The following is a 24,092-nucleotide window of genomic DNA, read 5'->3' as shown; positions in this document are numbered from 1 at the left end:
TTTATTTTGGATTTGGATGGTTTACTACTGCCCAACCATTATAAAGGCTTTTTTTATGCACGGATAATATTACAGAAAATTCAGTTTTTTAAAATTACGTTGAATTATTTTAATGCGACGCTAGTGAAATTGATTATTTTAATAAAGTTTTGTATCAAAGCAGGATTTTTTCTTATTCAACAATCGGGCCATATTGTGGAATAAAGACTAAGTTTTTTAACAGGGGTGTTTTGTTAAAATTTTTTTTATTCGAATTAAAGATATAACAAAATTTTATAGTGATCTTACCTTATATTCTTGTGATAAGATTGCATAGTAATTTACTATAAAGTATTCATATTGATAGGATATTCTTATTAAAAGGAGAGTAGGATTGTGAGAGAAACCTGTGTTCCGACTGGCGTAGAACTAAAAAACACTGGTTTTGGATATACGTTATCCTTAATAGGTGGTAAGTATAAAATGATTATTTTGTATTGGTTGTCTGAAAATAAGGTTATGAGGTTCAATGAGCTGAAGAGATGTATTGAGACTATTCCCTTTAAAACATTAAGTGTTATGTTAAAAGAACTTGAGGAAGATGGTCTTATTATACGCAAAGAATTTCCCCAAATACCTCCAAAAGTTGAATATTCATTATCTGAACGTGGTTGTTCACTTATTCCATTGTTAGATATGATGTGCGATTGGGGAGAGAAAAATAATTTTTAAGCTCTAGAATGTAACAAAATAGGCATAGTGTAAAAAGGAAGTACCTTCTTGTTTAGGAGGTACTTCTTATTTTAACTTTTATAAAAGTTACCCATTACATATTTTCAATGAAATTTAAATAATCTTGAGTGCTTTTTTCTATTTCGCTTACAGATGGCTCAAATTCTGCTCCATAAAACGCAAAGAACGAACGATAATCTGCTTCACAATAGATGGCTGTCGTCTCAAACGGACGTAACACTTGTTCAAGTGTATAATGGTATCTTCCAGCTTCACTATAATCCACATTTTTGATCCCGGCAGATACCCCTAAAGCAATTTTACGATTCTTTAATTTATCTCCTTTTGAACCATAAGCCCACCCATAAAGGAAAACATCATCCATCCACTTTTTTAAGAGAGGGGGACAGTTGAACCAATATACAGGGAATTGGAAAACAAGGTTCCCGTGAGTTTCAATCAATTTTTGTTCTTTTTCCACATTTATGTTCTCATCCGGATATACCTTATACAATTCGTGCACAGTATATTTTTCTGGATATTTTTTTAATTCTTCTACCCATCGCTTATTAACAACAGATGTTTCTAAGCTTGGGTGTGTTATGATAACAAGAGTTTTCAATGTTTTTTCCTCCTTAAGCTGATTTCATTTTTATTGTAAAGTCCAAGCTAAAAATATGTAAGTACGCACTTTTATTACAGGTACTTACATAAAGGTAAGTGTTAAATCAGTGATAAAAAGATTTTTCTATAAGGGAGGACCAGCGAATCTATTATCCACAAAGTAGAATAGCTGCATTCTCAGGTCACCATACGTAATGTGAAAAGATTGTGTACTAAGTCATTATAATTATTCAAGTAGATAGGCTACACTAAGTTGGACAGATAAAATAAGGGGTTGTAAACTTAGACTATTAAAACAAGGGAGCGTGCTACTATGACACGTCAACGTCGAACTTTTACACCCGAATTTAAACTGCAATTAGTGAAACTTTATGAAAATGGTAAATCTCGTGCAGATATTTCTAGAGAATATGATATTACACCTTCTGCGTTAGATCGTTGGATAAAAAATCATAAAGAAACAGGCTCTTTCGCTGCCAAAGATAATCGATCTGTAGAAGAAAATGAACTGGCTCGATTGCGTAAGGAAAACCAACGATTAATGATGGAGAATGATATTTTAAAGCAGGCGGCGCTGATCATGGGACGAAAATAGATGTGATTCGAAATAACGCTCACAAATATTCAGTATCAGCAATGTGTGACGTCCTCAATATTCCCAAAAGTACGTATTACTATCATGCCGATTTGTGTGGTAGACGTACCCTAAAAACTGAAGATAAAGAGATTTCAAAAGAGATTGCCCGTATTTTCAAAGAAAGCCGTAATAATTATGGTACACGTAAAATTAAGAAAGAACTGAGTAAATTACCTGAGCCAAAACACGTATCACGTCGTCGAATTGGTCGTTTAATGAAAGATCTTGGACTCGTATCAAACTATACAGTAGTACAGTATAAGCCACATAAATCAACATGTAATGAAGCGTCAATAAAAAATGAATTACAGCGTCAGTTTGAGCAAGAAGAGCCGTTAGCTGTCATCGTCAGCGATTTAACATATGTTCGTGCCGGAAAAAAGTGGCACTATGTATGCTTATTTGTCGACCTTTTTAATCGTGAAATTATTGGTCATAGTGCTGGCGCGAATAAAACCGCAGAGCTTGTGTATCAAGCGATAGCGAGCATACATGCCAATTTGAATGATGTCAAAATGTTTCATACTGACCGAGGGAAAGAGTTTGATAATAAGCTAATTTCAGAGAGTCTTGAAACATTCGGTATCCAACGGTCACTAAGCATGAAAGGATGCCCTTATGACAACGCTGTGGCTGAAGCGATGTTTAAGGTATTTAAAACAGAATTCGCTAACGGAGCTCATTTCTCTTCTCTTGAACAGCTCGCCCTTGAACTTGATGATTATGTTCATTGGTTCAATAACATTCGAATTCACGGAACACTAGGCTATTTAACACCAGTGGAATTCAAGCAACAGCCCTTATAATTTTTGTCCAGTTTAGTGTTGACATACCATGGAAACGGGGTGACAACTTTGCATTCCTGTCTTTGCGAATGCTGTTGGATTTTATGCAATAGCAAAGGGGGAATTTGGATGAGTAAAAATGGAAGGAAGAATAAGCCTGTAAGTTTCAATACCAATGATGAATATGACCTCGCACTCTTGAAACACGCTAAACAGATTAACCCACTCACTGACAAGCCACGTAATTTCAGCAAGTATGTGAAAAGATTAATTGAAGAAGATATGAAACGTAGATCTGGTAATGAAATTAGGATAGTCAGAAATGAACCGATAATTCATGAAGAAGAAACGTACTCCATTAAAACAAAAGAAGCAATGAACAGTTTTATATAAAAAAGAAGTCACTCATCCGAAAAATGAGTGACTTTCTTCTATTATTATTTTAAATTAATCATTCCTGTTTCAGTTCCCCAGATTCCAGTTTGCACTTGTAACTGTAAATCAGTTGCTTCAGCTACTTCTGGAGCAAGGTCAAATACGACTTTACCCTTGATTTCCATATCAGGGTTTACTTCTTGTAAGAAGAAACTGTTTTGAATGTTTCCATCATTACCTTGGTTAGCTGAGATGCTTGCAACATTATCAGATTCGTAAGTTTTTTCACCACGTTTTAGTTTAAAGAAACTTGCATCAACTGTTACAGCTTTATTACCATTGTTTTTGTAAGTGACATCAATAATTAAGAATTTACCTTTAGCCTTAGTAGGTAATACAGAAGGACCTACTTGATCTGCTAAACTAGATCCATTCAGAGTAAAGACCGCATCTCCGACTTCTAATGGAGTACCCACTCCAGTGATTTCTTCTTTTTTATCTTCTTTTGCATTATCTTTTTTATCATCTGGAGCTTTTGCAGAAGTCTCAACTTTATCTTTAGAGTCCTTCTCTTTTGTTGCATCATTTCCTCCTGCCATATTTCCGATAGCTCCTAATACAATGATGGCAACGATTAAAATAAACCACCATTTTTTGTAGAAAGGTTTTTTCATGTAAAATAGTCTCCTTTGTATATATTGTTATTACTATTAAATTATATCAATATTGGAATGTGTTGTCAGTATGTAATTGGTATAGGTAGATATAATTACACAAATACTAAAGCATGGACATCGAGACATTACACACTATAGCTATCTACTGCTTCGAACAGATTCGTTCTAACTGTGAATTTTTAAAGATATATTCTTACGCTGAAGAAGTCGATGAAAATTATTCCTTTTATGAATTATTTAAGTGCGAACGCAGAGTTATGGTAAAAAAAGTTATTCTTGCTCCCGATGGCAAATGTAGCGAGAGGACGCTACTTGCCTGTTCTGAATCGAACTCCCCTGTTTTTTTGAGACGTGAAGATGGTAGTACTTTAATTAAAATAAATAATTCGGGTAAGCAAAAAGTATAAAAAATAGCGTACCTTATTGGTACGCACGATGAATGGCCATCTATCTGAAATTTCAATCCTATATTGAATCCTTATGTAAAAGCTGTGAACGATAAATCGATTTCATATACGGACGAATTTAAACAATTCTTTATAGATGAATATGAGAAGGGAAAATCCCCTCGTGAAATTTTTCTTGAAGCAGGCTTTGATATTGACATTATTGGCATGACACGGGTAAAAAAGTAGCCTATCGTTGGCGTAATGCTTATAAAGAACATAGGATGATGGAATTAGAGGATGCAAGATCATTCAGGTCGTCCATTAGAACGGGAATAAGTTAAGAAGAAATATATGAACGCTTAAAAGCGAAGATGAAATTATTAGAAGCTGAAATCGAAAACAAGCCTTTTCTTTTTGTTCGTATATCAGGGGTACTAGTATCAATTTAATCAATCTTTATTTTAAAGCAATAGTAATATTCACTAAATAGAAAATAGAGTTCCTGCCCTCGTTTCAAAGTAGTCATACCCCACCAATATTAATCAGTTCTTAATGAAGGAAGTTCCTAGTCTCCTGTTTGCAAAAATAATTGTTTGTTAGATTCAACATGAAGTTGTTCTCATAATTCATGTGCTCTCAATACAAGTGAAACCTACTGTTTTCCTTCACCATACATGTCGAATAGCAATATTGTGCTAATATTTCGAAATATCCTCTAGAGTCAAATGTTTTAAAAATAGATATAATCGCTGTATCACACTAATCGATTAATAAATTACTAAATTCTTAATTGATTGATTGAAAGCGCTTTAATAGAGGGCTAAAGGGGGGTTTTTGAGTCATTTCATTTATTTTTTTGGACATAAATATCTGAAAAATCTGAAAATACAGGAGGAATTCTAATGAATGGACAAACATATAGGATGGATGACGCTCCGCTAAATAAGTTTCATATAAGGATCACAGCACTTACCTTTGGTTCTAATTTTTCTGATGGATATGCACTTGGAATCATTGGGATGGCTCTTAGCCTCCTTGGTCCGCAAATGCACCTTGGTTCATTTTGGACTGGATTAATTGGAAGCTCGGCCTTAATCGGATTATTTTTTGGAAGCCTTTTTCTTGGCGGACTTTCTGATAAAATAGGCAGGCAGAAAATCTACTTATTCAATTTTGTCATTATCACAGTAGCATCGGCTTTGCAATTTTTTGTAAATGGTCCAGTCACGCTTTTCATACTGCGAATCTTAATCGGCGTTGCTCTTGGAGGGGATTATGCAGTAGGTTCTACTTTACTCGCAGAATTTTCACCAAGAAAGTATAGAGGTATTTTATTATCATCCTTAAATGTTATATGGACATTAGGTTATGTCTCTGCCAACGTTGTAGGATTTTATCTTGGGAAGATGGGACCTGACTCTTGGCGCTGGATGCTTGTTAGTGCAGTGATCCCTGCTGTAATTGTTTTAGTTATGCGTATTGGAACTCCTGAATCTCCAAGATGGCTTGTGAAAATGGGGAGAAATGAAGAGGCAAAAGAAATTGTTAGAAAATATATTGGTCCTAATGCTGTAATGGATGAAAATATTTCGCAAGATAATGCCACTAATTATGGCATAAAGGATCTTTTCAACAAACATCTTTGGAAAAGAACTGCTTTTGGCGGTCTATTCTATACATGCCAAGTAATTCCTTATTTCGCTATTTTTACTTTCTTACCGACAATTTTAGAAGCAATGGGCTTTAAAGAAACCTTTATGGTTGATATGCTGTTAAATCTATTCCTTCTTGTTGGGGTAATCGCTGGTGTATGGTGTACAGAAAAGCTCTCACGCAGAGGTTTTACTATTTATACCTTTATTATCCTGACTGTTTCCTTATTTATTCTAAGTCTTATTCCAGCAGGATCTAGTGGCTTTGCTATCATGGTGTTTGCCATCTTCACTTTTGTAATGGCTGCAGCTGGCAACCTTACACTCGTTTATCCAGCAGAATTATTCCCAACCGAAGTCCGTGGAACAGGTGTTGGGTTAGTTACAGCGATAAGCCGTATTGGTGCAGCGATTGGAACATTCCTTTTACCAATAAGTGTAAGTTCTTATGGGATGACAACATCAATGATCTCCATGACTGTTATCTTATTGATTGGAACGATTGTCTCGATTGCATGGGCACCAGAAACGAAATCACTTGGCTTGAATGAAGCGAGTGATCCGAATTTGGACGTTGTCATTGACCTAAATAGAGCGGAAAAGAGTGTTGAAGTAGGTAGATAACATTTATTTCTTTGTCATATTGGAACTTGAAGGGAGTAGGTAAGGAAAATGAATACAACTATATCAAAAATCCATCCAGAGGAAATAAAAAAAGTTACACTAGGTTCTGAAGCTATTTCCATAAATGAAATCATTGCTGTTGCTAGATATGATGCCGAGGTTTTATTTTCACAGGATTACCGTGAGCGGGTAAATCTTTCAAGGTCGGTCATTGAAAAGTTTTTAGATGAAGAACGCGTCATTTACGGGGTCACAACAGGATTTGGCAGTAACGTAACCGAAACTATCTCCACAGAAGATGCCGAGATTCTTCAAAAAAATATTATTCGTTCTCATGCAGTATCAGTCGGTGACCCGTTGGAAAAAGAAGTGGTAAGAGCCATCCAATTCATGATTTTAGTCAATTTAGGGAATGGTTTCTCTGGTGTAAAGTTAGCGACTTTAGAACTTTTAAGGTCGTCGCTCAATCACCAAATTATTCCTTTTGCCCCTGGAGAAGGCTCGGTGGGATATTTAGCTATTGAAGCCCATATGGCCTTAGTGTTAATAGGGGAGGGAAAAGCATGGTACAATGGCGAGCTGATTCCAGGGAATGAAGCTTTAGAAAAAGCTGGTTTACAGCCGGTTTCATTGGGCTGCAAGGAAGGATTATCCTTAATAAATGGATCGACTTCGGTCACAGCTTTCGCTTCATTAGCTCTCTATAACAGTATTCAAGCAGTAAAAACGGCGGATATTACAGGTGCTATGTCACTAGAAGCATTGAAGGGAACCATTAAAGCCTTTGACCCAAGAATCCATTCAGTTAAAAAGCATGAAGGGCAAGCGATCACAGCACGAAATATTGTGGAAATGCTGGAACGCAGTGAGATTGCTGAAAAATATAAGGATTACAGAATACAGGATGCCCTTAGCCTGAGATGTATTCCTCAAGCCCATGGAGCTGTAAAAAAGGTTTTAAAAGATGCGGAATTTACCATCAGCAATGAAATAAACTCAACAAGTGACAATCCAATCATTTTCACTGAGGATCAGGGGGATGCCCTAATGGTTGGGAATTTTGATGGATCATTCGTTGGTATCTATGCGGATACGATGGCCATAGCGATGGCTAATCTTGCAAAGGTTTCAGAGAGAAGGCTAGACCGACTCGTCAACTATCATGTTAGTGAACTTCCGAGTTTTCTCGTAGCAAAGCCAGGGTTAAATAACGGTTACATGATTCCACAGTATACGGCAGCTGGGCTACTTAATGAAATAAGGGTTCTTGTTCATCCCGCAACCGTTGATAATACACCAACCAGTGCAAATCAAGAGGATGTGGTCAGTTTTGCTTATTTTGCGGCAAAAAAGGCTTATCAAATTTCTAAAAAGCTGGAGTATATTTTAGGACTTGAATTGATGGCGGCTGTTCAAGCGTTGGATTTTCATCGACCTTTAAAACCTTCACCTGTCAGCCAAAAGGTTTATGAGCACATCAGAAGTGCCGTTCCAACTGTAGAAGAAGATCGATATTTTTATCCGGACATTCAATTTATTACTAATCTTATTCACGAAGGAGAAATCCTAAAAACTGTGGAATTGATAATTGGAAAATTAGATTGGTAGGCACATCAAGAATATTGGAAGCTTTTTTACTCATCTTCATTCGAGTAGAAAAGTTTCCTTTCTATTTTGGGGGGCTTAGAATATGGTCAAAGAACTGATACAAATATCTTTTTCACAACTATTGCTTTCAGGAACCTTTGTACACTTGGCACCTTTTGAAGTTTTACAGGAAAAGTACGGCGTGAATATTCAGCCTAATGTAGTTGTTTTAGTTTCGATGGATCGCTATCCGGATTTAGCTGAGGGAAAACCGCTTGAATGGAAAATGAAGATTGGACGAAAGCTTGTAGAAGAATTAGACACCATCTTACCTACTCCATTTTTAAGGATATGGGTCGAAGAGGGCGTTCTGGCGCTTTTACTGGATTTTCATGAGGTAAACACACAAGATAGAAGGAGGGATGTTCTTTTACTGGCAGAAATGATTCAAAAGGTCTCAGATCAAAATGGCATACATGTTTCGATTGGTATTGGTAATTTTTACGATGATCCTACTTCCCTCATTTGTTCTTTTGAAGAAGCAAAAAAATCAATGTCTGGAAGGTTTTTTCGAGGGAATAAATTAATTTTTCATACCGATATGAGAAAAAACATGGTTGAATCATTAATGATTCCTTTAACGAAAGAGAAGTCGGAACTATTTTCAATCGTTAGAATCGGGCACACAGAAGGGGTAGTGGCCCAAATGAAAGGAATCATGAATAGAGTTGCAGAGATTTATAACTATAATGAAGATGTTTTTAAATCAGAGGTTATTGATCTTCTTATGATGATGTCTAGAATTGTGTTAGAAGTCGGAGTAAGTCCTGTCTCGATTTTGACTAATACGGCAAATGTGATTCAAGATCTCTACCATATGATCCGATATGATAAATTTGCTATGAAAGTTTGTCATTATGCAGAATGGTTAACCGAACAAGTAGAAAAAATATATATTGGTGATGTTTCACCCACTATTAAACATGCGATTCGTTATATGAAAGAGAATCATCAAAAAGAAGTTTCTTTAGACGATATCGCTAATTATTGTCACTTAAGCAGATATCATTTCAGCCATCTTTTTAAAAAAGAAGTTGGAACCAGTGTCATGGATTTTTTTAATAAGCTTAGAATTGATAAATCCTTATTTTATTTGGAAAAAACTGAATTTCCTGTATATGAAATTGCTAATCGAGTGGGTATCCATGATTTCAATTACTTTAGCCGATTATTTAAAAAATATATGAATTCCAGCCCCACGGATTATCGGCGGTTAATGAGGAAAATTTAAAAATTTATTAGGTGTCCTGCTGTATGCACTCAAAGACTATATTTACTATTACAATCACAAACGAATGAAGGGAAAATTAAAAGACCTAAGCTCGGTGGAGTACCGAACTCAGGTCTTAGAAGTTGCTTAACTAAATATGTCTAACTTTTTTTCTGGAACAAATTAGCGGTTATAGTGAAATAAGAATAGAAGGAGTAGCAGAATGACAAACGAAACGAGAAGCGTCAATGTCAAGTGATGTTATTTAGGTTAATATTTTTACCATAAAGAAGTACGGTGCTGATGGTGGTGCTTCTATCTTCACAAATGAACAGCAAGACTTCTTTATGGAATAAGTAAACCCTGAAGGGATTGCTTTTTACCCGTTAAAACAGTTAATACAATATTCGTAACGAAGAAATATATAAAACTAGTCATGGTCAATAGTATAAGCGTGGCTGCCTCTAAATTTAATTCCAACTCTGTTAAACTAATCGTTGTACCTGTGCCTAAAGACATCGCGGTAATAACTGCAATTGATGGTAAAACGATTAATATACTTAAACATAAAGCAATGATATTGACTACTAAAATCGAACTCTTCCACAATTTCACATTTTTCGTTTTTTTGATTAAAAAACAATATTAATTATATAACAGTGTCACTAAGATAAAAGGTAATATACATAGTAAGAATAATAACATTCCAAGCACTTTGACCTTAAACTATTTTATTTGATGTCAATTACATATCGTAATGTAATTTTACACTTTTGATATTATCAACATGATATCTTTTGGACCGCTTTTTTTATGAATTACATTATAATAGATAAGTAGATTTTATGAAGAAAGAAAAACGCTTAAAAGCTTGATATAAAAGGTTTTAAAGCGTTTTTTTATTTTGTGGTTTTCGATTAGATTCGATTGAACATTTTAAGGTAAATACACGAATCCAGAATGGGGCATACAGCAATCGCGATTGTTGCCATGAACGTGCTGTACAACTTTAGATGATTTGAGTATGGGAACCTCTCAAACGCACTGGGCATAAGCTGATAATATATGTCGAATGGAAAGGGTGTCTTGTTCATGTTTCCTTATTCTCAATTTCCCTATCGCGATTATAGATCTATGTCCAACAGCTTTTATTACGCCCCTTATTGGTCTCCCTGGAGCAATAGTGCCCTTGAATTTGATGAAAGACACCGTTTACCCTCACAGCAACGGCTTACCTTCGTGCTAGTGCATGGTGCTTGGGCTGATGCTCATTTCTGGGATGGAGTAGCGGCAGAGTTGCGCAGTCGAGGGCATGACGTCTATACACCTGAATACGCAGGTCACGGCGAAGATCCGAATAAAAATGTCACGCATGCGATGATCACGAAGTCCGTCGTTGATTTTATAACAAAATGGAATCTACGTAACTTTGTTCTCGTCGGGCACAGTTTCGGAGGATCAGTCATTCAAAAGGTTGCAGAACAGGTTCCAGATCGCATAAAGCGACTTGTTTTCTGGGACGCGTTCGTACTGAAAGACGGAGAATCAGTTGCTGACGAATTCTCGCCCCAAATGTTACAAGGTTTTGAACAGCTCAGAGCCAGCTCGAATGACGATACGATCTTTATGCCGTTTTCCCTGTTTCGGGATTCGTTCGTCAATACGGCAACTTTAGAGGAAGCTAAACGGATGTATGAAAGCGTTACACCGGAACCGGCTAAGCCGCTTTTCGAGAAACTGGATCTTAAAACGTTCTACTCGCTGCCTACGCCCAAAAGCTATGTCTATTTCTACCAAGACAACGCATTGCCACGAGGAGAGAATTACGGCTGGCATCCGAATATGTCCAGCCGGCTAGGGCAGTTCCGACTGATTGTAGGCGACGGTGACCACTTTACGGACACGCGTACAAGACCGGCTATGGTGGCACAAAAGTTTTACGAGGCAGGTCGCGACTGACTACTGAAAGCAGGAGTAAGTTAATGATTAGCTTTAATAAATCATAAAAAGACAACTTTGTGAGGATCAACAAGAACCAAGTTAGAACCAACTGAAAAGTGCTTTGAATTCTTTGTTATTAAGGGTTTAAGGCACTTTTCTTTTTTCATATTGTTCATTCTTGATGTGGCCAGATCAACTGCTTTGAAAATTGTATTTTGTTGCATCACTTAGTCTCTGTTGGGTTATTCACATGCCATTTAATGATGTTCTCACTAAACTATATATCATTCTCCCCCGTAAAGATTCTTTTGTAAATTAGAATAATTTATATAAAAAACGGAAAGAAATATGTGTAAAAATGTTGGAGTTGATCGTTATGGAATTTGATAAAGAGTTAAAAATTTACTGCTACAGCTGTCGTAAAAAAACTGTATTTACACGTAAGGATATGCATAATAAAAGTGGGGTAGATAGTCATTGTAGTGAATGTTCAGGTACTTGGTTTGAATGGCAAAATCGAGCCGTGGAGAGAGAAATGGAAAAGTGGATTGAATATAACCAAAGGCTCATAAATTAACTGAATGTCCATTTTTAACATCCACTAGTTAAAAGAATTTATTACATTAATGATTGAGCTGTTTCATAAATTTAATCCCTTTAGTTTCAAAATTGGTTGAATTAGGCATTATTGAAAAGTTACCTGGAACAAAACTAGCAAGTTAACCACTTCTGGAGCAACAGGATTGATTGAGGAAGCATAACAAAAGGACTTGTGTGAATTTTACGCACAAGCCTTTAGATTGATGTATGATGGCTATTGTTTTATTGTTGAAAAGTCGAGAATAGTCCTCAAAAATATTGATCCATTATTTTTCTACACCATTTTCAACATAAGATTCTAAAACAACTTTATTTTCACGATTTAAGTAATAGTAATACGTTTTTGAATCACCTTCGATTTTAACGGGAACCATCCAATTTTTTGAACCTCTTAAATTTGCTATGAATGTTTAAGAGAATCCTTTGAAATTCCCTCGCTATCTATTAAATAATCAATTACTGCCTTATTCTCCTAATTAAATTTAAATTGAATATAGCCAAAATTAATAATCAATAGGATTAATAGACCTAAAAAAATTTATAGATTTTTTTTCAAATTATTCCCTCGTTTTATTTGCTTAACTATTGAAAATTTTTTAAACAGAAATTGTAACACTACTGATTATTGATTGGTAGTGAGGTAGTAAGGTAGTAAAGGTGCATCGAAGGTGTTTATTTTAGTTATGGAATATGAGTAGTAAAGAAACGGGAAGGATGATAATCATTAAAAAAATGAACTAGGCAATCTATTTATTAGTATGTTTAGATTGGATTTAGATAGGAAATTACTAGTCCTTTCAGAATAAAGTCTAGTATAGTTATATGGGTATTATATTTAATGCAACAAGAGAATAATCTTAATATACGTATAAAAAGTTGGTGAATTTTATTTTGACTGAGAAGTATTTTAAAATAAGCGGATTACTTATTTATGGCTTAATTTTAAGTGGGATAATCGGTTTTATTTCTTCTGTTTTTTTAATTTTAGTTAATGGCTTGGTAGATTTTTTGTGGAATGACGTATCCAATGATTTAAAAATACCCGCTATTTATACATTAATTTTATGTATTTTTGGTGGCATTTTAGTAGGTGTTAGCAAGTTCAAGTGGGGTGGCCTCCCTAAAACGGCTAATGAAGCTATTGTTGAATTAAAAACAACTCAAAAAATTGACTATTCGAATGTAGGTCTCAATTTTTTAATTGCTTTTTTAATTTTAGTTTTTGGTGCAAGTGTTGGTCCCGCAGCAGCCATACTAAGTTCTGTTATTGCGTTATCGGTATGGCAGGGAGATAAAATGCGTTACTTTTATTTTTCCTACAACGAATGGAAACAGGATTCTTGGATAATTAAACTAAAAAAATTAACTTTACCTCATAACTACCTTATTCCATATAATCCTGATCGGGCTCCTAAAGAGAAAAAACTGCTTTTATTGAAGAAATCCTTGTATATATTATTTATCGTTAATGGAATAGTGACCTTTATGTTCTTTATTAAAATATCAGGTCAACCTCCTTTTGTGACAAAGTTAGGGGAAACTAATTGGGGATTAGATGAATTGTTTCTATTTATTCCTTTTGTGTTGTTTGGTATTTTGTTTAGTAAACTTTATGAACTAATGGAAAGAGCAATGAAAAAATTCTTTTCTAAAATTAACAATAAAATTATTTTAAGTGCTGTTATCGGTGGTATTGGTATTGGTTTGATGTCAATAATCGCTCCTAATTTACTTTTTTCCGGCCAACTTTCTATGCAAGCTTTACCTAGTTTAGTACCGACACTTTCGATGGCTACTTTAATTTTAGCTTCTGTTTTAAAACTGATTTTTATGGAGTTTTGTTTTAAGTCAGGTTGGGTTGGTGGAAATGTTTTACCGGTTATATTCGCTTCTATATTACAGGGTTACGCGATCGCGACTTTTTTTCCACAACTAGATATGCTCTTTATCGTAGCTGTTATAGGTGGTAGTGCTTCAATCGCTATTTTAAAGACACCTTTACTAGTAGGAATTGCTCTAATGCTATTTTTCCCTAAAGAGTTAGTCCCGGTTATATTCATCATTGTGTTTTTATTTATTTGGTTAAGTAAAATGGGTAAAAAAAATCCACAAAAAATAACTGCTTGATTTTAGTTGGGAACGCTGGTTGAAACCAACTGAAATGCACAAAGGTTGTAAGGCTTTTGCATTCATACAAATTTGTCGATAGCGTAAAAATTTGTCCGAAATCACTATTTTTCAAAAAATAAGTACTCGCTCTTTTAGTTTCTTCCAATAAATGATCAAAAGTGTTCATCGTAGTCCTACTATAAGAACGTATTTGATCGATTAAAAAAAGTTATTATTCATTAGGTGAGCATCTTACATGTTGAATAGATTTGAAGTTCATTATTTTATCAACCCAAAACAATATATCTAAGAAACGAGAGAAGCGAAAACCTATAAAAAGAGTTATAATATAATAGGAAGAAACTCAATATAAAGTGAGATGGATTTTAACATGAACGAACAATTAGAAGATTGGATTACACGTTTTCAAAAGGAGAAAGATATAGAGGCTCTCGCAAACTTAAAAGACTATTGCTACTATATGATTGAACCTTTAATTGAGGAATTTATGGAGAAATACGGTGAAGATGCCGGGGAATTATTACGGTTAAAATGGGATAAGCGTTTTTATTTTATTTTTACAAAGTATCAATTAAATGTTGGGCTGCCTTTAGATACTTTCGTTAAAAATACGTACCGCTTTTATTTTATGCAGGTTTTAAAAAAGGCTGGCTATTGAATTACATATAGGGAAGTGTTTCAAACTTGAACATTGCTCGATAAAAAAATCCTTGTCTCGTGTAAAAGCGAGACAAGGATTTTTGTGTTTTATCATGCTCTTAGGCAGGAGAATAACTGCCTGTAAAAGCCTGATTGGTGAAGACTAATCATCAGTAGGGGATGAAGAAAACCACCTACTGATGAAAGGTACATTTTATTGATACATCATATCTTCTGCAAGGTGGGTAAATACCTCACCGATAATGGAGTCTTCGTCATAAACGGAAGAGCCTGTATTTTCTTCAGGTTGCGCAAATGGAATTTGAGCGATGATACTTGTCTGAAGCTCATCTGCTAATTTTTCTGCGCCACCTTGACCGAATAGATAGTTCTTTTCGCCATTAGAATTTTCAAAGTAAGCCATATTTTCAACAACACCAAGAATCGTGTGGTTTGTATGTTGAGCCATCAGACCCGCACGAGAAGCAACATGAGAAGCTGCAAGGTGTGGTGTTGTTACAATAATTTCTTGTGCTTGTGGAATCATTGCTGCCATATCAATGGCTACATCTCCTGTACCAGGTGGTAAATCTATAAGGAGATAATCTAATTCATCCCAATGTGTATTAACAAGGAAATTACGAATCCATTTGTTGAGCATTGGGCCACGCCACATGACAGGTTGGTTTTCGTTTGTGAAAAAGCCCATCGACATGATTTTTACACCATGACTTATTACTGGTATAGCTGTTTGGTCTATCATTGTTGGCTTTTGTTGAATCTTCATCATGGCAGGAATACTGAATCCATATATGTCGGCATCTAAAATACCTACACGTTTTCCAAGACGGGCAAGAGCTACTGCTAAGTTAATCGTCACGGTAGATTTACCGACGCCACCTTTACCACTAGTAACTGCTATAAATTTGACACCAGAATCGGGTAGAAGCATTTTAGGCATACCTTTATCCGTAACTTTTTCTGATTTTAAAGAAGCTGTTAAACTACGACGTTCGTCATCTGTCATAGAACCAAATGTAATGGAGACATTTGTTGCGCCGATCGCTTTCAACGCTTCTTCAACATCTTGTTGGATTTTGGCTTTCATAGGACATCCTTGAATAGTCAAGATAATATCAAGTGAGATATCCGTACCGTTGACTTGAATATTGCGTACCATATTCAAGTCAACGATGCTTTTATGAAGCTCTGGGTCATCGATTTTCTGCAAAGTTTTTAAAATGTGTTCGTTCGTTAGCATGTTAGAAACCACCTTCCTATTTTAGGCCTTTGCCAAGCCCTTTTAAGAAGTGAACGCCAAAGTTTACAGCACGATTAACATCAGGATCGTTTAACATTTTGAACAACTTAAAGGCGCTAACTTTTTCATCCGATTCAACGGCTTTGTTCGCTTCATCTAAGCCAGTATTTAAGCCTTCAATAAGCTTTGTTGTTGTTTCTGGATTCAATTCGGTTAATGCTCCTGCAACACCCATTAAGTTATTGATGATATTCGTAACAGGCTTACGCGTTAATTGACCAAGAGCGATATGTGCAACATCCTCTTTTGCTTCAAGTAGTTTCGTAGCTGCCTCTAGCGCTCCAATATCATTTAATTCTGCCATGATCGTAAAGACCTGATTCACCATTTCTTCATTCTCAGAAAGAAGTTGCTTTAAATTCTCTAACTTTTCTTCCTTTAGTTGTTCTTCTGTTACTTGCGCTTTTTGAATTGTCGTAATTGGTGCAGCCATGAAATCACTCCCTTTCGTTAGTTGTTAAGTGAACGTAACCAGGACGATTCCATTTACGTTGTACCTCAACACCATTTTGTGGATGACGTTTTTTATAACGCGGGTTTGTTCTAGGAAGTGGAGATTTTCCTTTTTGCTTCAATACTTCTACGCGTACTTTTGTTTGTTTGTACGCTGGTGTCGATGTATTGATGTCTCCAGCCTGGCCCGTTAAGAAATTAATCGCTGAGTCTTTGCTAACAGAGTTCATTGGTAAGAAAAGTTCATTTCCTTGTACACGATCTGTCACTAGGGCATTTAATTTTAATGCGCCCTGAGGAGACACTAAACGAAGAAGAGCTCCATCTTCAATGCCACGTTCTTTTGCTAGTTCTGGTGATACTTCAACAAAAATTTCAGGTACTTTCGATTGAATACCTTTTGATTTATTTGTCATATTACCTTCATGGAAGTGTTCAAGCATACGACCGTTGTTAATATGGCAATCATATTGCGCTTCATATTCAACCGGTCTGATCCAATCATTTAAAGCAAAACGAGCTTTTTTGTCAGGGAAGTTAAAGCCATCCTCATATAGTAAAGGTGTGTCTTTACCATCATGGCTACCCCAACAGAAGCTACCCCAATTTTCTAATACATCATAGTTCGCTTGCGAGAAGAATGGAGCAAGACTAGCCATTTCAGCAAAGATTTCACTTGGGTGACTGTAATTCCAGTCAGCACCTAGGCGACGTGCAACTAATTGAAGGATTTCCCAATCGGCTTTTGATTCACCAAGTGTTGGTAATACTTGATATAGTCGTTGTACACGACGCTCTGTATTCGTGAAAGTACCTTCTTTTTCAAGAGAAGGTGCTGCTGGTAAAATAACATCCGCATATTGTGCTGTACGTGAAAGGAAGCAATCTTGTACAACAAAGAAGTCTAATTGTGAAAGTACTTTATCTACATGGTTAGCATCGCAATCTACAAGTGCCATATCTTCCCCAACTAAATACATTGCTTTCATTTTACCTTCCATGATAGCATCTAACATTGCCATATTCGTACGACCTGGTTCAGGTTTGATTTTCACACCATATGCTTCTTCAAATTTCTTACGTGCTTCGTCGTCTATTACTTTTTGATTACCTGGTAATAGATTTGGTAGTGTACCCATATCACAAGCACCTTGAACATTGTTGTGACCACGAAGAGGGTAGGCACCTGCACCTGGACGACGATAGTTCCCAGTAGCTAGAAGTAGGTTAGAAATTGCAGCTGATGTATAGGAGCCACCTGTATTTTGTGTAACACCCATACCCCAAAGTACACATGTACCGTCAGCATCACGAATCATTTCAGCAACATTTATCAACGTTTCTTTTGAAATGCCCGTTTCTTTTTCTGCATATTCTAGTGTGTATGTTTCAAGTACATCTTTAAAATCATCAAAGAAGTGCACGTTCTCTTTAATGAAGGCTTCATCATGCCAACCTTGATCGATCATATATTTTGTAACGGCCATTAACCATACTTGGTCTGTTCCTTGTTTTGGGCGCATGAAAATATCAGAACGCTCAGCCATTTCATGTTTACGAACGTCGGCAACAATTAATTTTTGACCGTGTAATTTATGGGCACGTTTTACACGAGTAGCTAAAACAGGGTGACCTTCTGCGGGGTTTGCCCCAACAATAATAACAAGTCCAGCTTTTGCGATATCTTTGATCGTTCCAGCGTCGCCACCTATACCAACTGTGCGTAGTAGGCCATCTGTAGCAGGAGATTGACAATAGCGTGAGCAGTTATCAACGTCATTTGTTTGGAATAATTGACGTGCCATTTTTTGAATTAAGTAGTTTTCTTCGTTTGTAATTTTTGAAGAAGAAATAAAGCCGACAGAACCAGAACCGTGTTCTTTTTGAATGCCACCTAGTTTAGTAGCAATTAAGTCAAGAGCTTCATCCCATGAAGATTCAACAAATGCATCATTTTTACGAATTAATGGTTTTGTAATTCGTTCTTCAGAGTTGATGAAGTCCCAACCGAATTTTCCTTTTACACAAGTAGAAATAGCATTTACAGGACCGTCAGAAGGTTGTACTTTTAAAATTTTGCGGTCTTTTGTCCAAACTTCGAACGAACAACCTACACCACAGAAAGTACAAACTGTTTTTGTTTTCTTCGTACGTTTACTACGCATAGCAGCTTCGACTTCAGAAACAGCGAAGATACCGCTATAGCCAGGCTCAACTTCCTTAATTAAACTAATCATCGGATCTAACGTTTCTTGTTTAAGCCCAGTCATAAAACCAGCTTCGCCAAGCATTGATTTTTCCATTAAGGCATTACATGGACAAACAGTTACACATTGTCCACAGCCTACACATGAAGAATCGTTAATGGCAACGCCTTCATCCCAAATTACTTTTGGTCTTTCAGCTTCCCAGTCAAGAGATAATGTTTCATTGACTTGTAAGTTTTGACAAACCTCTACACATTGTCCACATGCGATACATTGGTTTGGATCATATCGATAAAACGGGTGCGACATGTCTACTTCGTGTGGTTCGACTTTTGGTTGATAAGGATATTTTTGATGTTCGATTTCCATTAATTCTGCTGTGTTGTGTAATGTACAATTTCCGTTGTTATTATCACAAACTGTACAGTACAGTAAATGATTTTCTAGTAAACGATCCATCGCTTCTGTTTGTGCAGCTTTCGCTTTATCAGAAGTAAGTTGGATATCCATGCCGTTTATTGCTTTTGTTGAACAAGAGCGAACTAATTGTCCATTCACTTCGACGATACATGTATCACAAGTTTCGATAGGATCAACAGATGGTACATGACAAATTTGTGGATGGGCGATGCCATTTTGATTAATGGTATCAAGTATTGTAGCTCCCTCTGCTACATCATACGGTTGGCCATTAATTTTAATTGTAGTCAAAGTATTTTCCTCCTTTTGCTCTTTGAGACTTATTTGACAACAGGTTAATACTTAGGATAAATCGGGAATAGAGTTACGAGTTTTATTTTGATTGTCTTGTTTTTTAAAAAAATTGTCTTGTTATAATGTCATTCCCCAATTTGTCCAATTTCTACACCAACATAGATGAAGAAACATTAATTATTAGTTGTCGATGTTGATATTGCTCAAAAATAAAAAAATCCACCATGAAAAGGCATGTACTAACATGCTATTTATTCATGGTGGATAAAATTCTTAACAGGCCTTGCTAAAAATTCAATCAACTTTTATTTTTTATTCAATATAACTATAGAATATAAATATTAAAACCACCATGCCTATAGTTCAAACTTATTTGTATGAAACCATGACATAGGAATCAAAATACTTTCATTCCATATGTAATACCAATTATTATAGCCTTTTCAGCTAAAATGGACAATAATAATAATAAAAATTATCTATTGAGAATAATTATCATTGGATATTTTCTCTTTAATTTTTATTTAAGTTGCTATATTATTAACAAACTGTAAGGGTGACCCCCATGAACATAGGAAAAAAAGATTAATTACGTTGGGAGAATCGTTAAAATGTCAAAAAAAGTGCATGAGTTCAACGACATTATTCGAAAACTACGCAAAGATATATTTGGAAAAGGACCAGAGCGTATTCATACTGTTTTCGTAGAGAACATGGCTGTCTCAACTTTATATGGTAATATCACACCGACAGAAAAATTTATTGCGAGTACGCCTGAAGGGTTAAAAATGGTTCATGCTGCACGTACAAGAATGATTCAAGATTTGTATACTAAATCACCTCCTGAAGGCATGGAAGAATTGATGGGCACTAAGTTACTCCATTTATTTTCAGATATCAAAATTGAAGAAGATTTTGCTATTTCCGTCTTTGTTTTTGAAGATAATATTAGTGAATAAAGGGGATGCCATATGGAACGCGCAGTAACTAGAGAAATAATACGTGTTGAAGGTAATCAAATTAAAGAAATAGAAGATACCGTTGTCACAGAATACGCTGTCACAGTGAAGATTAATGAGCAAGAATTTGTGACGATGGTTTGCACACCCGAGTATGTAGAAGATATGGTTATTGGTTATTTGGCTTCTGAACGGATTATTCGCGATTACGAAGATATTGAAGCCATTTGGCACCAAGAAATAGAAGGTTTTGTACATGTTAAAACAAAGCGTGTGAATCCTTACTTTCAACAAATTCAAAATAAACGTTACATTACTTCTTGTTGTGGCATGAGCCGCCAAGGGTTTGTTTTTGCTAATGATGCATTAGTAGCTAAAAAAATGGAAGGCATTCATGTGCGTATTACAACAGATGATTGTTTTCGTTTAATGCGCGATATGCAAGATTTGGCTGAAACATTCAAACAAACTGGTGGTGTTCATAATGCCGCGCTATGTGATGCGAATGGTGTTTTATTAAGTAGAATGGATATTGGGCGCCATAATGCCTTAGATAAAATATATGGTTATTGCCTAAAAAACAAAATTAGCATTCAGGATAAAATTATTGTATTTAGCGGAAGGATTTCATCTGAAATTTTACTTAAAGTATCGAAAATTGGCTGTGAAATTGTGCTGTCCAAATCGGCTCCAACAGAATTAGCATTGCAATTAGCAGAGCAGCTCGGTATTACGACGGTAGGTTTTATTCGCCAAAATACACTTAATATTTATACACACAAAGAACGTATTCACTTACCAAAAAGTTAATCGCTCTAACAAAATGAAAGGAAGAGATTAAAATTACTAGTCTACAAGACCAACTACACAGACCATTAAGAGATTTAAGGATATCAGTGACAGATCGTTGTAATTTTCGTTGTCAATATTGCATGCCTGCAGAAGTATTTGGTCCAGATTATGCTTTTTTACCGTCCGAAAAAATATTGAGCTTTGAAGAAATAGAAAGATTAGTAAAGATTTTCGTTTCATTAGGTGTGAAAAAAGTACGCATTACTGGTGGTGAGCCTTTACTACGTCGTGATCTGCCGACATTAATTGAACGTATACATCGCATAGATGGAGTAGAAGATATTGCCTTAACGACCAATGGCACATTGTTGAAAAAATATGCCGATGAATTGGCGAGAGCAGGTTTATCACGAGTAGCTGTTAGCCTAGATTCTCTAAATGAAGAACGTTTTTTCGAGATGAATGGCCATCGAGGAAAAGTGAAAACGGTATTAGAAGGTATAGAAAAAGCGGCAGAAGCGGGTTTACAAGTGAAAATCAATATGGTCGTTCAAAAAGGGAAAAATGAGCAAGATATCATTTCGATGGCAGAATATTTTAAAGAGAAACAGCATATTCTTCGCTTTATTGAATATATGGATGTCGGTAATTCGAATGGTTGGCGGCTGGATGAAGTTGTGTCGAAGAAAAAAATCATTGACGAGGTCAACCAATTTTCCCCTTTGCATCCTGTTGACCCTAATTATAAAGGGGAAGTGGCTACACGTTATCAATATGAGGATGCTCAGGGCGAAATTGGCGTGATATCATCTGTAACAGATTCTTTCTGCTCCACATGTTCGCGTGCTCGTATTTCAGCAGAAGGAACATTATATACTTGTTTATTTGCAACAGAGGGAACGAATCTACGAGATTTGTTAAGGTCTGGGGAAGATGATGAAACCATCACCCAACACATTTCGAATGTTTGGGAAAATAGAAAAGATCGCTATTCCGATGAACGAAATGAACAGACAATGGAAAAAAGGAAAAACTCAAAAATTGAAATGTCACATATCGGTGGATAGACGAAATAGAGTGGTATTAGTTAGTGCTGGTGACTTTTGTTAAAAAACAGAAAAAATTCGGCAAAACAATGCCGGATTTTTATCTTCGTTCAGCAGAAAACTATTGCCATAGAAGGTGTGATATGGATGCGTATGAGGTTTCTTTTCAGTGGGTGTCCAAGTATCTGTACCTGCTGAATGAAGATAAAGCCTCCGGCGGATGTCACGGATTTTCAAAGGAATGAATTGTGCTAGCACAATTCAAAATCCGGACGCATTGTTTATCTGCGCGAAAGCGAAGCGGCAGTGGCAATTACGCCAAGGCGAAATTGATTTGATGTTTATTTATGCACAAAGTCGCCACTTTTTCCGCCTGTTTTTTGAACGAGGTATGTTTCTTTAATCACCATAGATTTGTCGACGGCTTTACACATATCATAAAAAGTCAGTGCAGCTATGGATACAGCAGTTAATGCTTCCATTTCGACGCCTGTTTTACCATTACATTTTACTGTAGCTTGAATGTGTAGTTCGTAACCATCCTCTGCTTTAGTATATTCAAATTGCAGATCTGTTCCTTGTAACATAATCGGATGGCACATTGGGATAATATCAGCCGTTTTTTTAGCGCCCATAATCCCGGCAATTTGTGCCACTTGCGTAGGGTCGCCTTTTTTAATGCCTCCCTGTTGGATAGCTTGATAGACTTCATCGGATAACGTGATTGTACTACGAGCGATCGCTGTACGGTTTGTGATTGTTTTATCTGAAATGTCGACCATTTTGGGACGACCTTCTTCATTCCAGTGTGTAAAATTACTCATTATTAGACTTCCTTTCAAATGTTTGTAGCCAATCTTGTTGAGAATTAATATTGATAAATGTTGAGCTTTCTTCTTCGAATGGGACATAACATACTTGAAGTTGCTCTAACAAGACTTTCATACTTCGCTTGTTTTGTTGGACTAATTGCTGTGCTTTTGGTAAAGCGCTGCGTCGATATAAAGCAGCAAGAGGTTGTATTCTTGAAGCTTGTTTAGGAACAATCGCATCATAACGATCATCGATACATGTGAGCATAGTTTGAACAAATTCTGCATTAATAAAAGGCATATCACTAGCTATTACGAAAAACCACTCTACTTCCAGAAAATTTGTCATTATATTATGCAAAGCAAACAGAGGTCCTTGATGAGGCTGTTTTTCAATAATCCATTGGACATTTTCTTCTACAAACTTTGATTGCAAACTAGCATTCGTAGCAATAATTAAAGGCTGTAGTTGATTTTTTTGTAAGGCTATGAGACTGTGCTTATATAAGGGCAGACCAGCAAATAATTCAAACATTTTCGGTTGACCGTACCGTGAAGATTGACCACCTGCTAAGACAACACCAGCCATTTTCATATGCGATTCAACTCACCAACGAAATGTTGCACAGTAGGAAGAATCAGTTTTGTCATGGCAAGTGTCACGGCATTAGTGGAACCTGGTAGTACATAGATAGCCGTTTTATCGCGACTACCTGCTGTTGCACGACTAAACATGGCTTTTGGGCCAATTTCTTCATAACTTAGTGTACGAAATAATTCACCAAAGCCCATCATTTCTTTTTCGAAAAAAGGGAGAATCGTGTCGTAAGTTTGGTCTCTCGGTGTAAATCCTGTTCCACCTGTTACGATAATGGTATTAATGGTTTGATCATCGCACCATTTTTGTACGTGGTTTGAGATTTTAAGCGGTTCATCTTTTGACATTTGGTAGTCTACTAATTCAAATGAAGCTTCTTGAAGTAATGATTGGATACGCTGACCACCATGATCATCCGCCTTTGTTCGTGTGTCGCTTACTGTTAAAATGGCAGCTCGGATAGGAAGTTCACTATGTGTGGGATGCAAGGTAAAAGACCTCCTTTTATAGAGTTGATTTTTGTTTTTGCTGAAAAACATTGCTTTTATT

At 36.1% G+C, this 24,092-nt stretch carries 26 protein-coding genes; 16 read left to right on the top strand and 10 right to left on the bottom strand.

What is annotated here, in order from left to right; translation table 11 throughout:
- Together ACYQ73_RS11670 and ACYQ73_RS11665 are read left to right on the top strand one after the other, a co-directional pair.
- A partial coding sequence (locus tag ACYQ73_RS11670) for a hypothetical protein (RefSeq protein WP_460012645.1) occupies positions 1–204 on the top strand: 204 nt, incomplete at its 5' end.
- A 171-nt stretch (positions 205–375) separates the two neighbouring features.
- On the top strand, positions 376–711 hold the full coding sequence (locus ACYQ73_RS11665) for a winged helix-turn-helix transcriptional regulator (protein ID WP_400964439.1): 336 nt from the start codon (positions 376–378) through the stop codon (positions 709–711).
- 94 nt (positions 712–805) lie between these two features.
- Here ACYQ73_RS11665 and ACYQ73_RS11660 read toward each other — a convergent pair whose 3' ends face one another.
- Positions 806–1,333, bottom strand: a complete 528-nt coding sequence (locus ACYQ73_RS11660; RefSeq protein WP_400912059.1) for an NAD(P)H-dependent oxidoreductase — start codon at positions 1,331–1,333, stop codon at positions 806–808.
- Between the two features lie 315 nt (positions 1,334–1,648).
- Between ACYQ73_RS11660 and ACYQ73_RS11655 the strand changes: the two genes are divergently transcribed.
- Positions 1,649–2,778 (top strand): IS3 family transposase gene (locus ACYQ73_RS11655; RefSeq protein ID WP_460012644.1). Its coding sequence is split into 2 segments (ribosomal slippage): positions 1,649–1,895 and positions 1,895–2,778, totalling 1,131 coding nucleotides; the frame shifts between segments, so codons are not numbered across the junction.
- A gap of 108 nt (positions 2,779–2,886) precedes the next feature.
- Positions 2,887–3,150, top strand: coding sequence for a hypothetical protein (locus tag ACYQ73_RS11650; RefSeq protein WP_460012643.1), 264 nt, complete (start codon positions 2,887–2,889; stop codon positions 3,148–3,150).
- A 44-nt stretch (positions 3,151–3,194) separates the two neighbouring features.
- Here ACYQ73_RS11650 and ACYQ73_RS11645 read toward each other — a convergent pair whose 3' ends face one another.
- The gene (locus ACYQ73_RS11645; protein ID WP_460012642.1) at positions 3,195–3,806 is read right to left on the bottom strand and encodes a DUF4352 domain-containing protein; all 612 of its coding nucleotides are present in this window, start codon (positions 3,804–3,806) and stop codon (positions 3,195–3,197) included.
- Between the two features lie 473 nt (positions 3,807–4,279).
- Between ACYQ73_RS11645 and ACYQ73_RS11640 the strand changes: the two genes are divergently transcribed.
- The 5 genes from ACYQ73_RS11640 (at position 4,280) to ACYQ73_RS11620 (ending at position 9,482) form a co-directional block, all read left to right on the top strand.
- On the top strand, positions 4,280–4,444 hold the full coding sequence (locus ACYQ73_RS11640; RefSeq protein WP_460012641.1) for an HTH domain-containing protein: 165 nt from the start codon (positions 4,280–4,282) through the stop codon (positions 4,442–4,444).
- A 656-nt stretch (positions 4,445–5,100) separates the two neighbouring features.
- Positions 5,101–6,474 (top strand): MFS transporter, encoded by a 1,374-nt coding sequence (locus tag ACYQ73_RS11635; protein WP_460012640.1) that lies wholly within the window; start codon positions 5,101–5,103, stop codon positions 6,472–6,474.
- A 48-nt stretch (positions 6,475–6,522) separates the two neighbouring features.
- On the top strand, positions 6,523–8,082 hold the full coding sequence (gene hutH / locus ACYQ73_RS11630) for a histidine ammonia-lyase (RefSeq protein WP_460012639.1): 1,560 nt from the start codon (positions 6,523–6,525) through the stop codon (positions 8,080–8,082).
- A gap of 82 nt (positions 8,083–8,164) precedes the next feature.
- Positions 8,165–9,352: an AraC family transcriptional regulator gene (locus tag ACYQ73_RS11625; RefSeq protein ID WP_460012638.1), complete on the top strand. Its 1,188-nt coding sequence runs from the start codon at positions 8,165–8,167 to the stop codon at positions 9,350–9,352.
- A 16-nt stretch (positions 9,353–9,368) separates the two neighbouring features.
- A complete protein-coding gene (locus ACYQ73_RS11620; protein WP_460012660.1) occupies positions 9,369–9,482 on the top strand; it encodes an IS3 family transposase in 114 nt (37 codons plus the stop codon).
- Between the two features lie 194 nt (positions 9,483–9,676).
- Here ACYQ73_RS11620 and ACYQ73_RS11615 read toward each other — a convergent pair whose 3' ends face one another.
- Positions 9,677–9,940 carry a hypothetical protein gene (locus ACYQ73_RS11615; RefSeq protein WP_460012637.1) on the bottom strand — a complete coding sequence of 88 codons (264 nt, stop codon included), beginning with the start codon at positions 9,938–9,940 and terminating at the stop codon, positions 9,677–9,679.
- A gap of 483 nt (positions 9,941–10,423) precedes the next feature.
- Between ACYQ73_RS11615 and ACYQ73_RS11610 the strand changes: the two genes are divergently transcribed.
- The 4 genes from ACYQ73_RS11610 (at position 10,424) to ACYQ73_RS11595 (ending at position 14,660) form a co-directional block, all read left to right on the top strand.
- Positions 10,424–11,290: an alpha/beta fold hydrolase gene (locus ACYQ73_RS11610; protein ID WP_460012636.1), complete on the top strand. Its 867-nt coding sequence runs from the start codon at positions 10,424–10,426 to the stop codon at positions 11,288–11,290.
- A gap of 358 nt (positions 11,291–11,648) precedes the next feature.
- Positions 11,649–11,849 carry a hypothetical protein gene (locus tag ACYQ73_RS11605; protein ID WP_460012635.1) on the top strand — a complete coding sequence of 67 codons (201 nt, stop codon included), beginning with the start codon at positions 11,649–11,651 and terminating at the stop codon, positions 11,847–11,849.
- Positions 11,850–12,763: 914 nt separating this feature from the next.
- Positions 12,764–13,999 carry a chloride channel protein gene (locus ACYQ73_RS11600; RefSeq protein WP_460012634.1) on the top strand — a complete coding sequence of 412 codons (1,236 nt, stop codon included), beginning with the start codon at positions 12,764–12,766 and terminating at the stop codon, positions 13,997–13,999.
- Between the two features lie 373 nt (positions 14,000–14,372).
- Positions 14,373–14,660: a hypothetical protein gene (locus ACYQ73_RS11595; RefSeq protein WP_460012633.1), complete on the top strand. Its 288-nt coding sequence runs from the start codon at positions 14,373–14,375 to the stop codon at positions 14,658–14,660.
- Positions 14,661–14,855: 195 nt separating this feature from the next.
- On the opposite strand, the gene ACYQ73_RS11590 is transcribed toward ACYQ73_RS11595, so the two are convergent.
- Genes ACYQ73_RS11590 through fdhF form a run of 3 tightly spaced genes read right to left on the bottom strand, consistent with a single transcriptional unit; the run spans position 14,856 to position 19,333 of the window.
- On the bottom strand, positions 14,856–15,902 hold the full coding sequence (locus tag ACYQ73_RS11590; RefSeq protein ID WP_460012632.1) for an Mrp/NBP35 family ATP-binding protein: 1,047 nt from the start codon (positions 15,900–15,902) through the stop codon (positions 14,856–14,858).
- 16 nt (positions 15,903–15,918) lie between these two features.
- Entirely contained in the window at positions 15,919–16,395 is a 477-nt protein-coding gene (locus tag ACYQ73_RS11585) for a helical membrane plugin domain-containing protein (RefSeq protein WP_387082277.1), read from the bottom strand.
- Positions 16,396–16,399: 4 nt separating this feature from the next.
- A complete protein-coding gene (gene fdhF / locus ACYQ73_RS11580) occupies positions 16,400–19,333 on the bottom strand; it encodes a formate dehydrogenase subunit alpha (RefSeq protein WP_460012631.1) in 2,934 nt (977 codons plus the stop codon).
- Positions 19,334–19,947: 614 nt separating this feature from the next.
- Between fdhF and ACYQ73_RS11575 the strand changes: the two genes are divergently transcribed.
- From ACYQ73_RS11575 to moaA, 3 genes are read left to right on the top strand one after another with little or no spacing between them, the layout of a single operon-like run.
- Positions 19,948–20,295 (top strand): Na-translocating system protein MpsC family protein, encoded by a 348-nt coding sequence (locus ACYQ73_RS11575; protein ID WP_049667590.1) that lies wholly within the window; start codon positions 19,948–19,950, stop codon positions 20,293–20,295.
- 12 nt (positions 20,296–20,307) lie between these two features.
- Entirely contained in the window at positions 20,308–21,105 is a 798-nt protein-coding gene (fdhD, locus tag ACYQ73_RS11570; protein WP_460012630.1) for a formate dehydrogenase accessory sulfurtransferase FdhD, read from the top strand.
- Between the two features lie 26 nt (positions 21,106–21,131).
- Positions 21,132–22,154 (top strand): GTP 3',8-cyclase MoaA, encoded by a 1,023-nt coding sequence (gene moaA / locus ACYQ73_RS11565; protein ID WP_460012659.1) that lies wholly within the window; start codon positions 21,132–21,134, stop codon positions 22,152–22,154.
- Positions 22,155–22,193: 39 nt separating this feature from the next.
- Here the strand turns inward: moaA and ACYQ73_RS11560 are convergent, their stop codons facing one another.
- The 4 genes from ACYQ73_RS11560 to ACYQ73_RS11545 form a co-directional block, all read right to left on the bottom strand.
- A complete protein-coding gene (locus ACYQ73_RS11560) occupies positions 22,194–22,370 on the bottom strand; it encodes a hypothetical protein (RefSeq protein ID WP_460012629.1) in 177 nt (58 codons plus the stop codon).
- A 104-nt stretch (positions 22,371–22,474) separates the two neighbouring features.
- Positions 22,475–22,957, bottom strand: a complete 483-nt coding sequence (moaC, locus tag ACYQ73_RS11555) for a cyclic pyranopterin monophosphate synthase MoaC (RefSeq protein ID WP_370075498.1) — start codon at positions 22,955–22,957, stop codon at positions 22,475–22,477.
- Entirely contained in the window at positions 22,950–23,540 is a 591-nt protein-coding gene (locus ACYQ73_RS11550) for a molybdenum cofactor guanylyltransferase (protein WP_460012628.1), read from the bottom strand. Before ACYQ73_RS11550 ends, moaC begins: the two co-directional genes overlap by 8 nt.
- Entirely contained in the window at positions 23,537–24,031 is a 495-nt protein-coding gene (locus ACYQ73_RS11545) for a MogA/MoaB family molybdenum cofactor biosynthesis protein (RefSeq protein WP_460012627.1), read from the bottom strand. The genes ACYQ73_RS11550 and ACYQ73_RS11545 overlap by 4 nt, the downstream gene beginning before the upstream one ends.
- Positions 24,032–24,092 lie beyond the last annotated feature (61 nt).

It is taken from the genome of Lysinibacillus sp. CTST325 (genome assembly GCF_054665055.1).
This window is presented reverse-complemented; position numbering and strand designations above follow the sequence as displayed.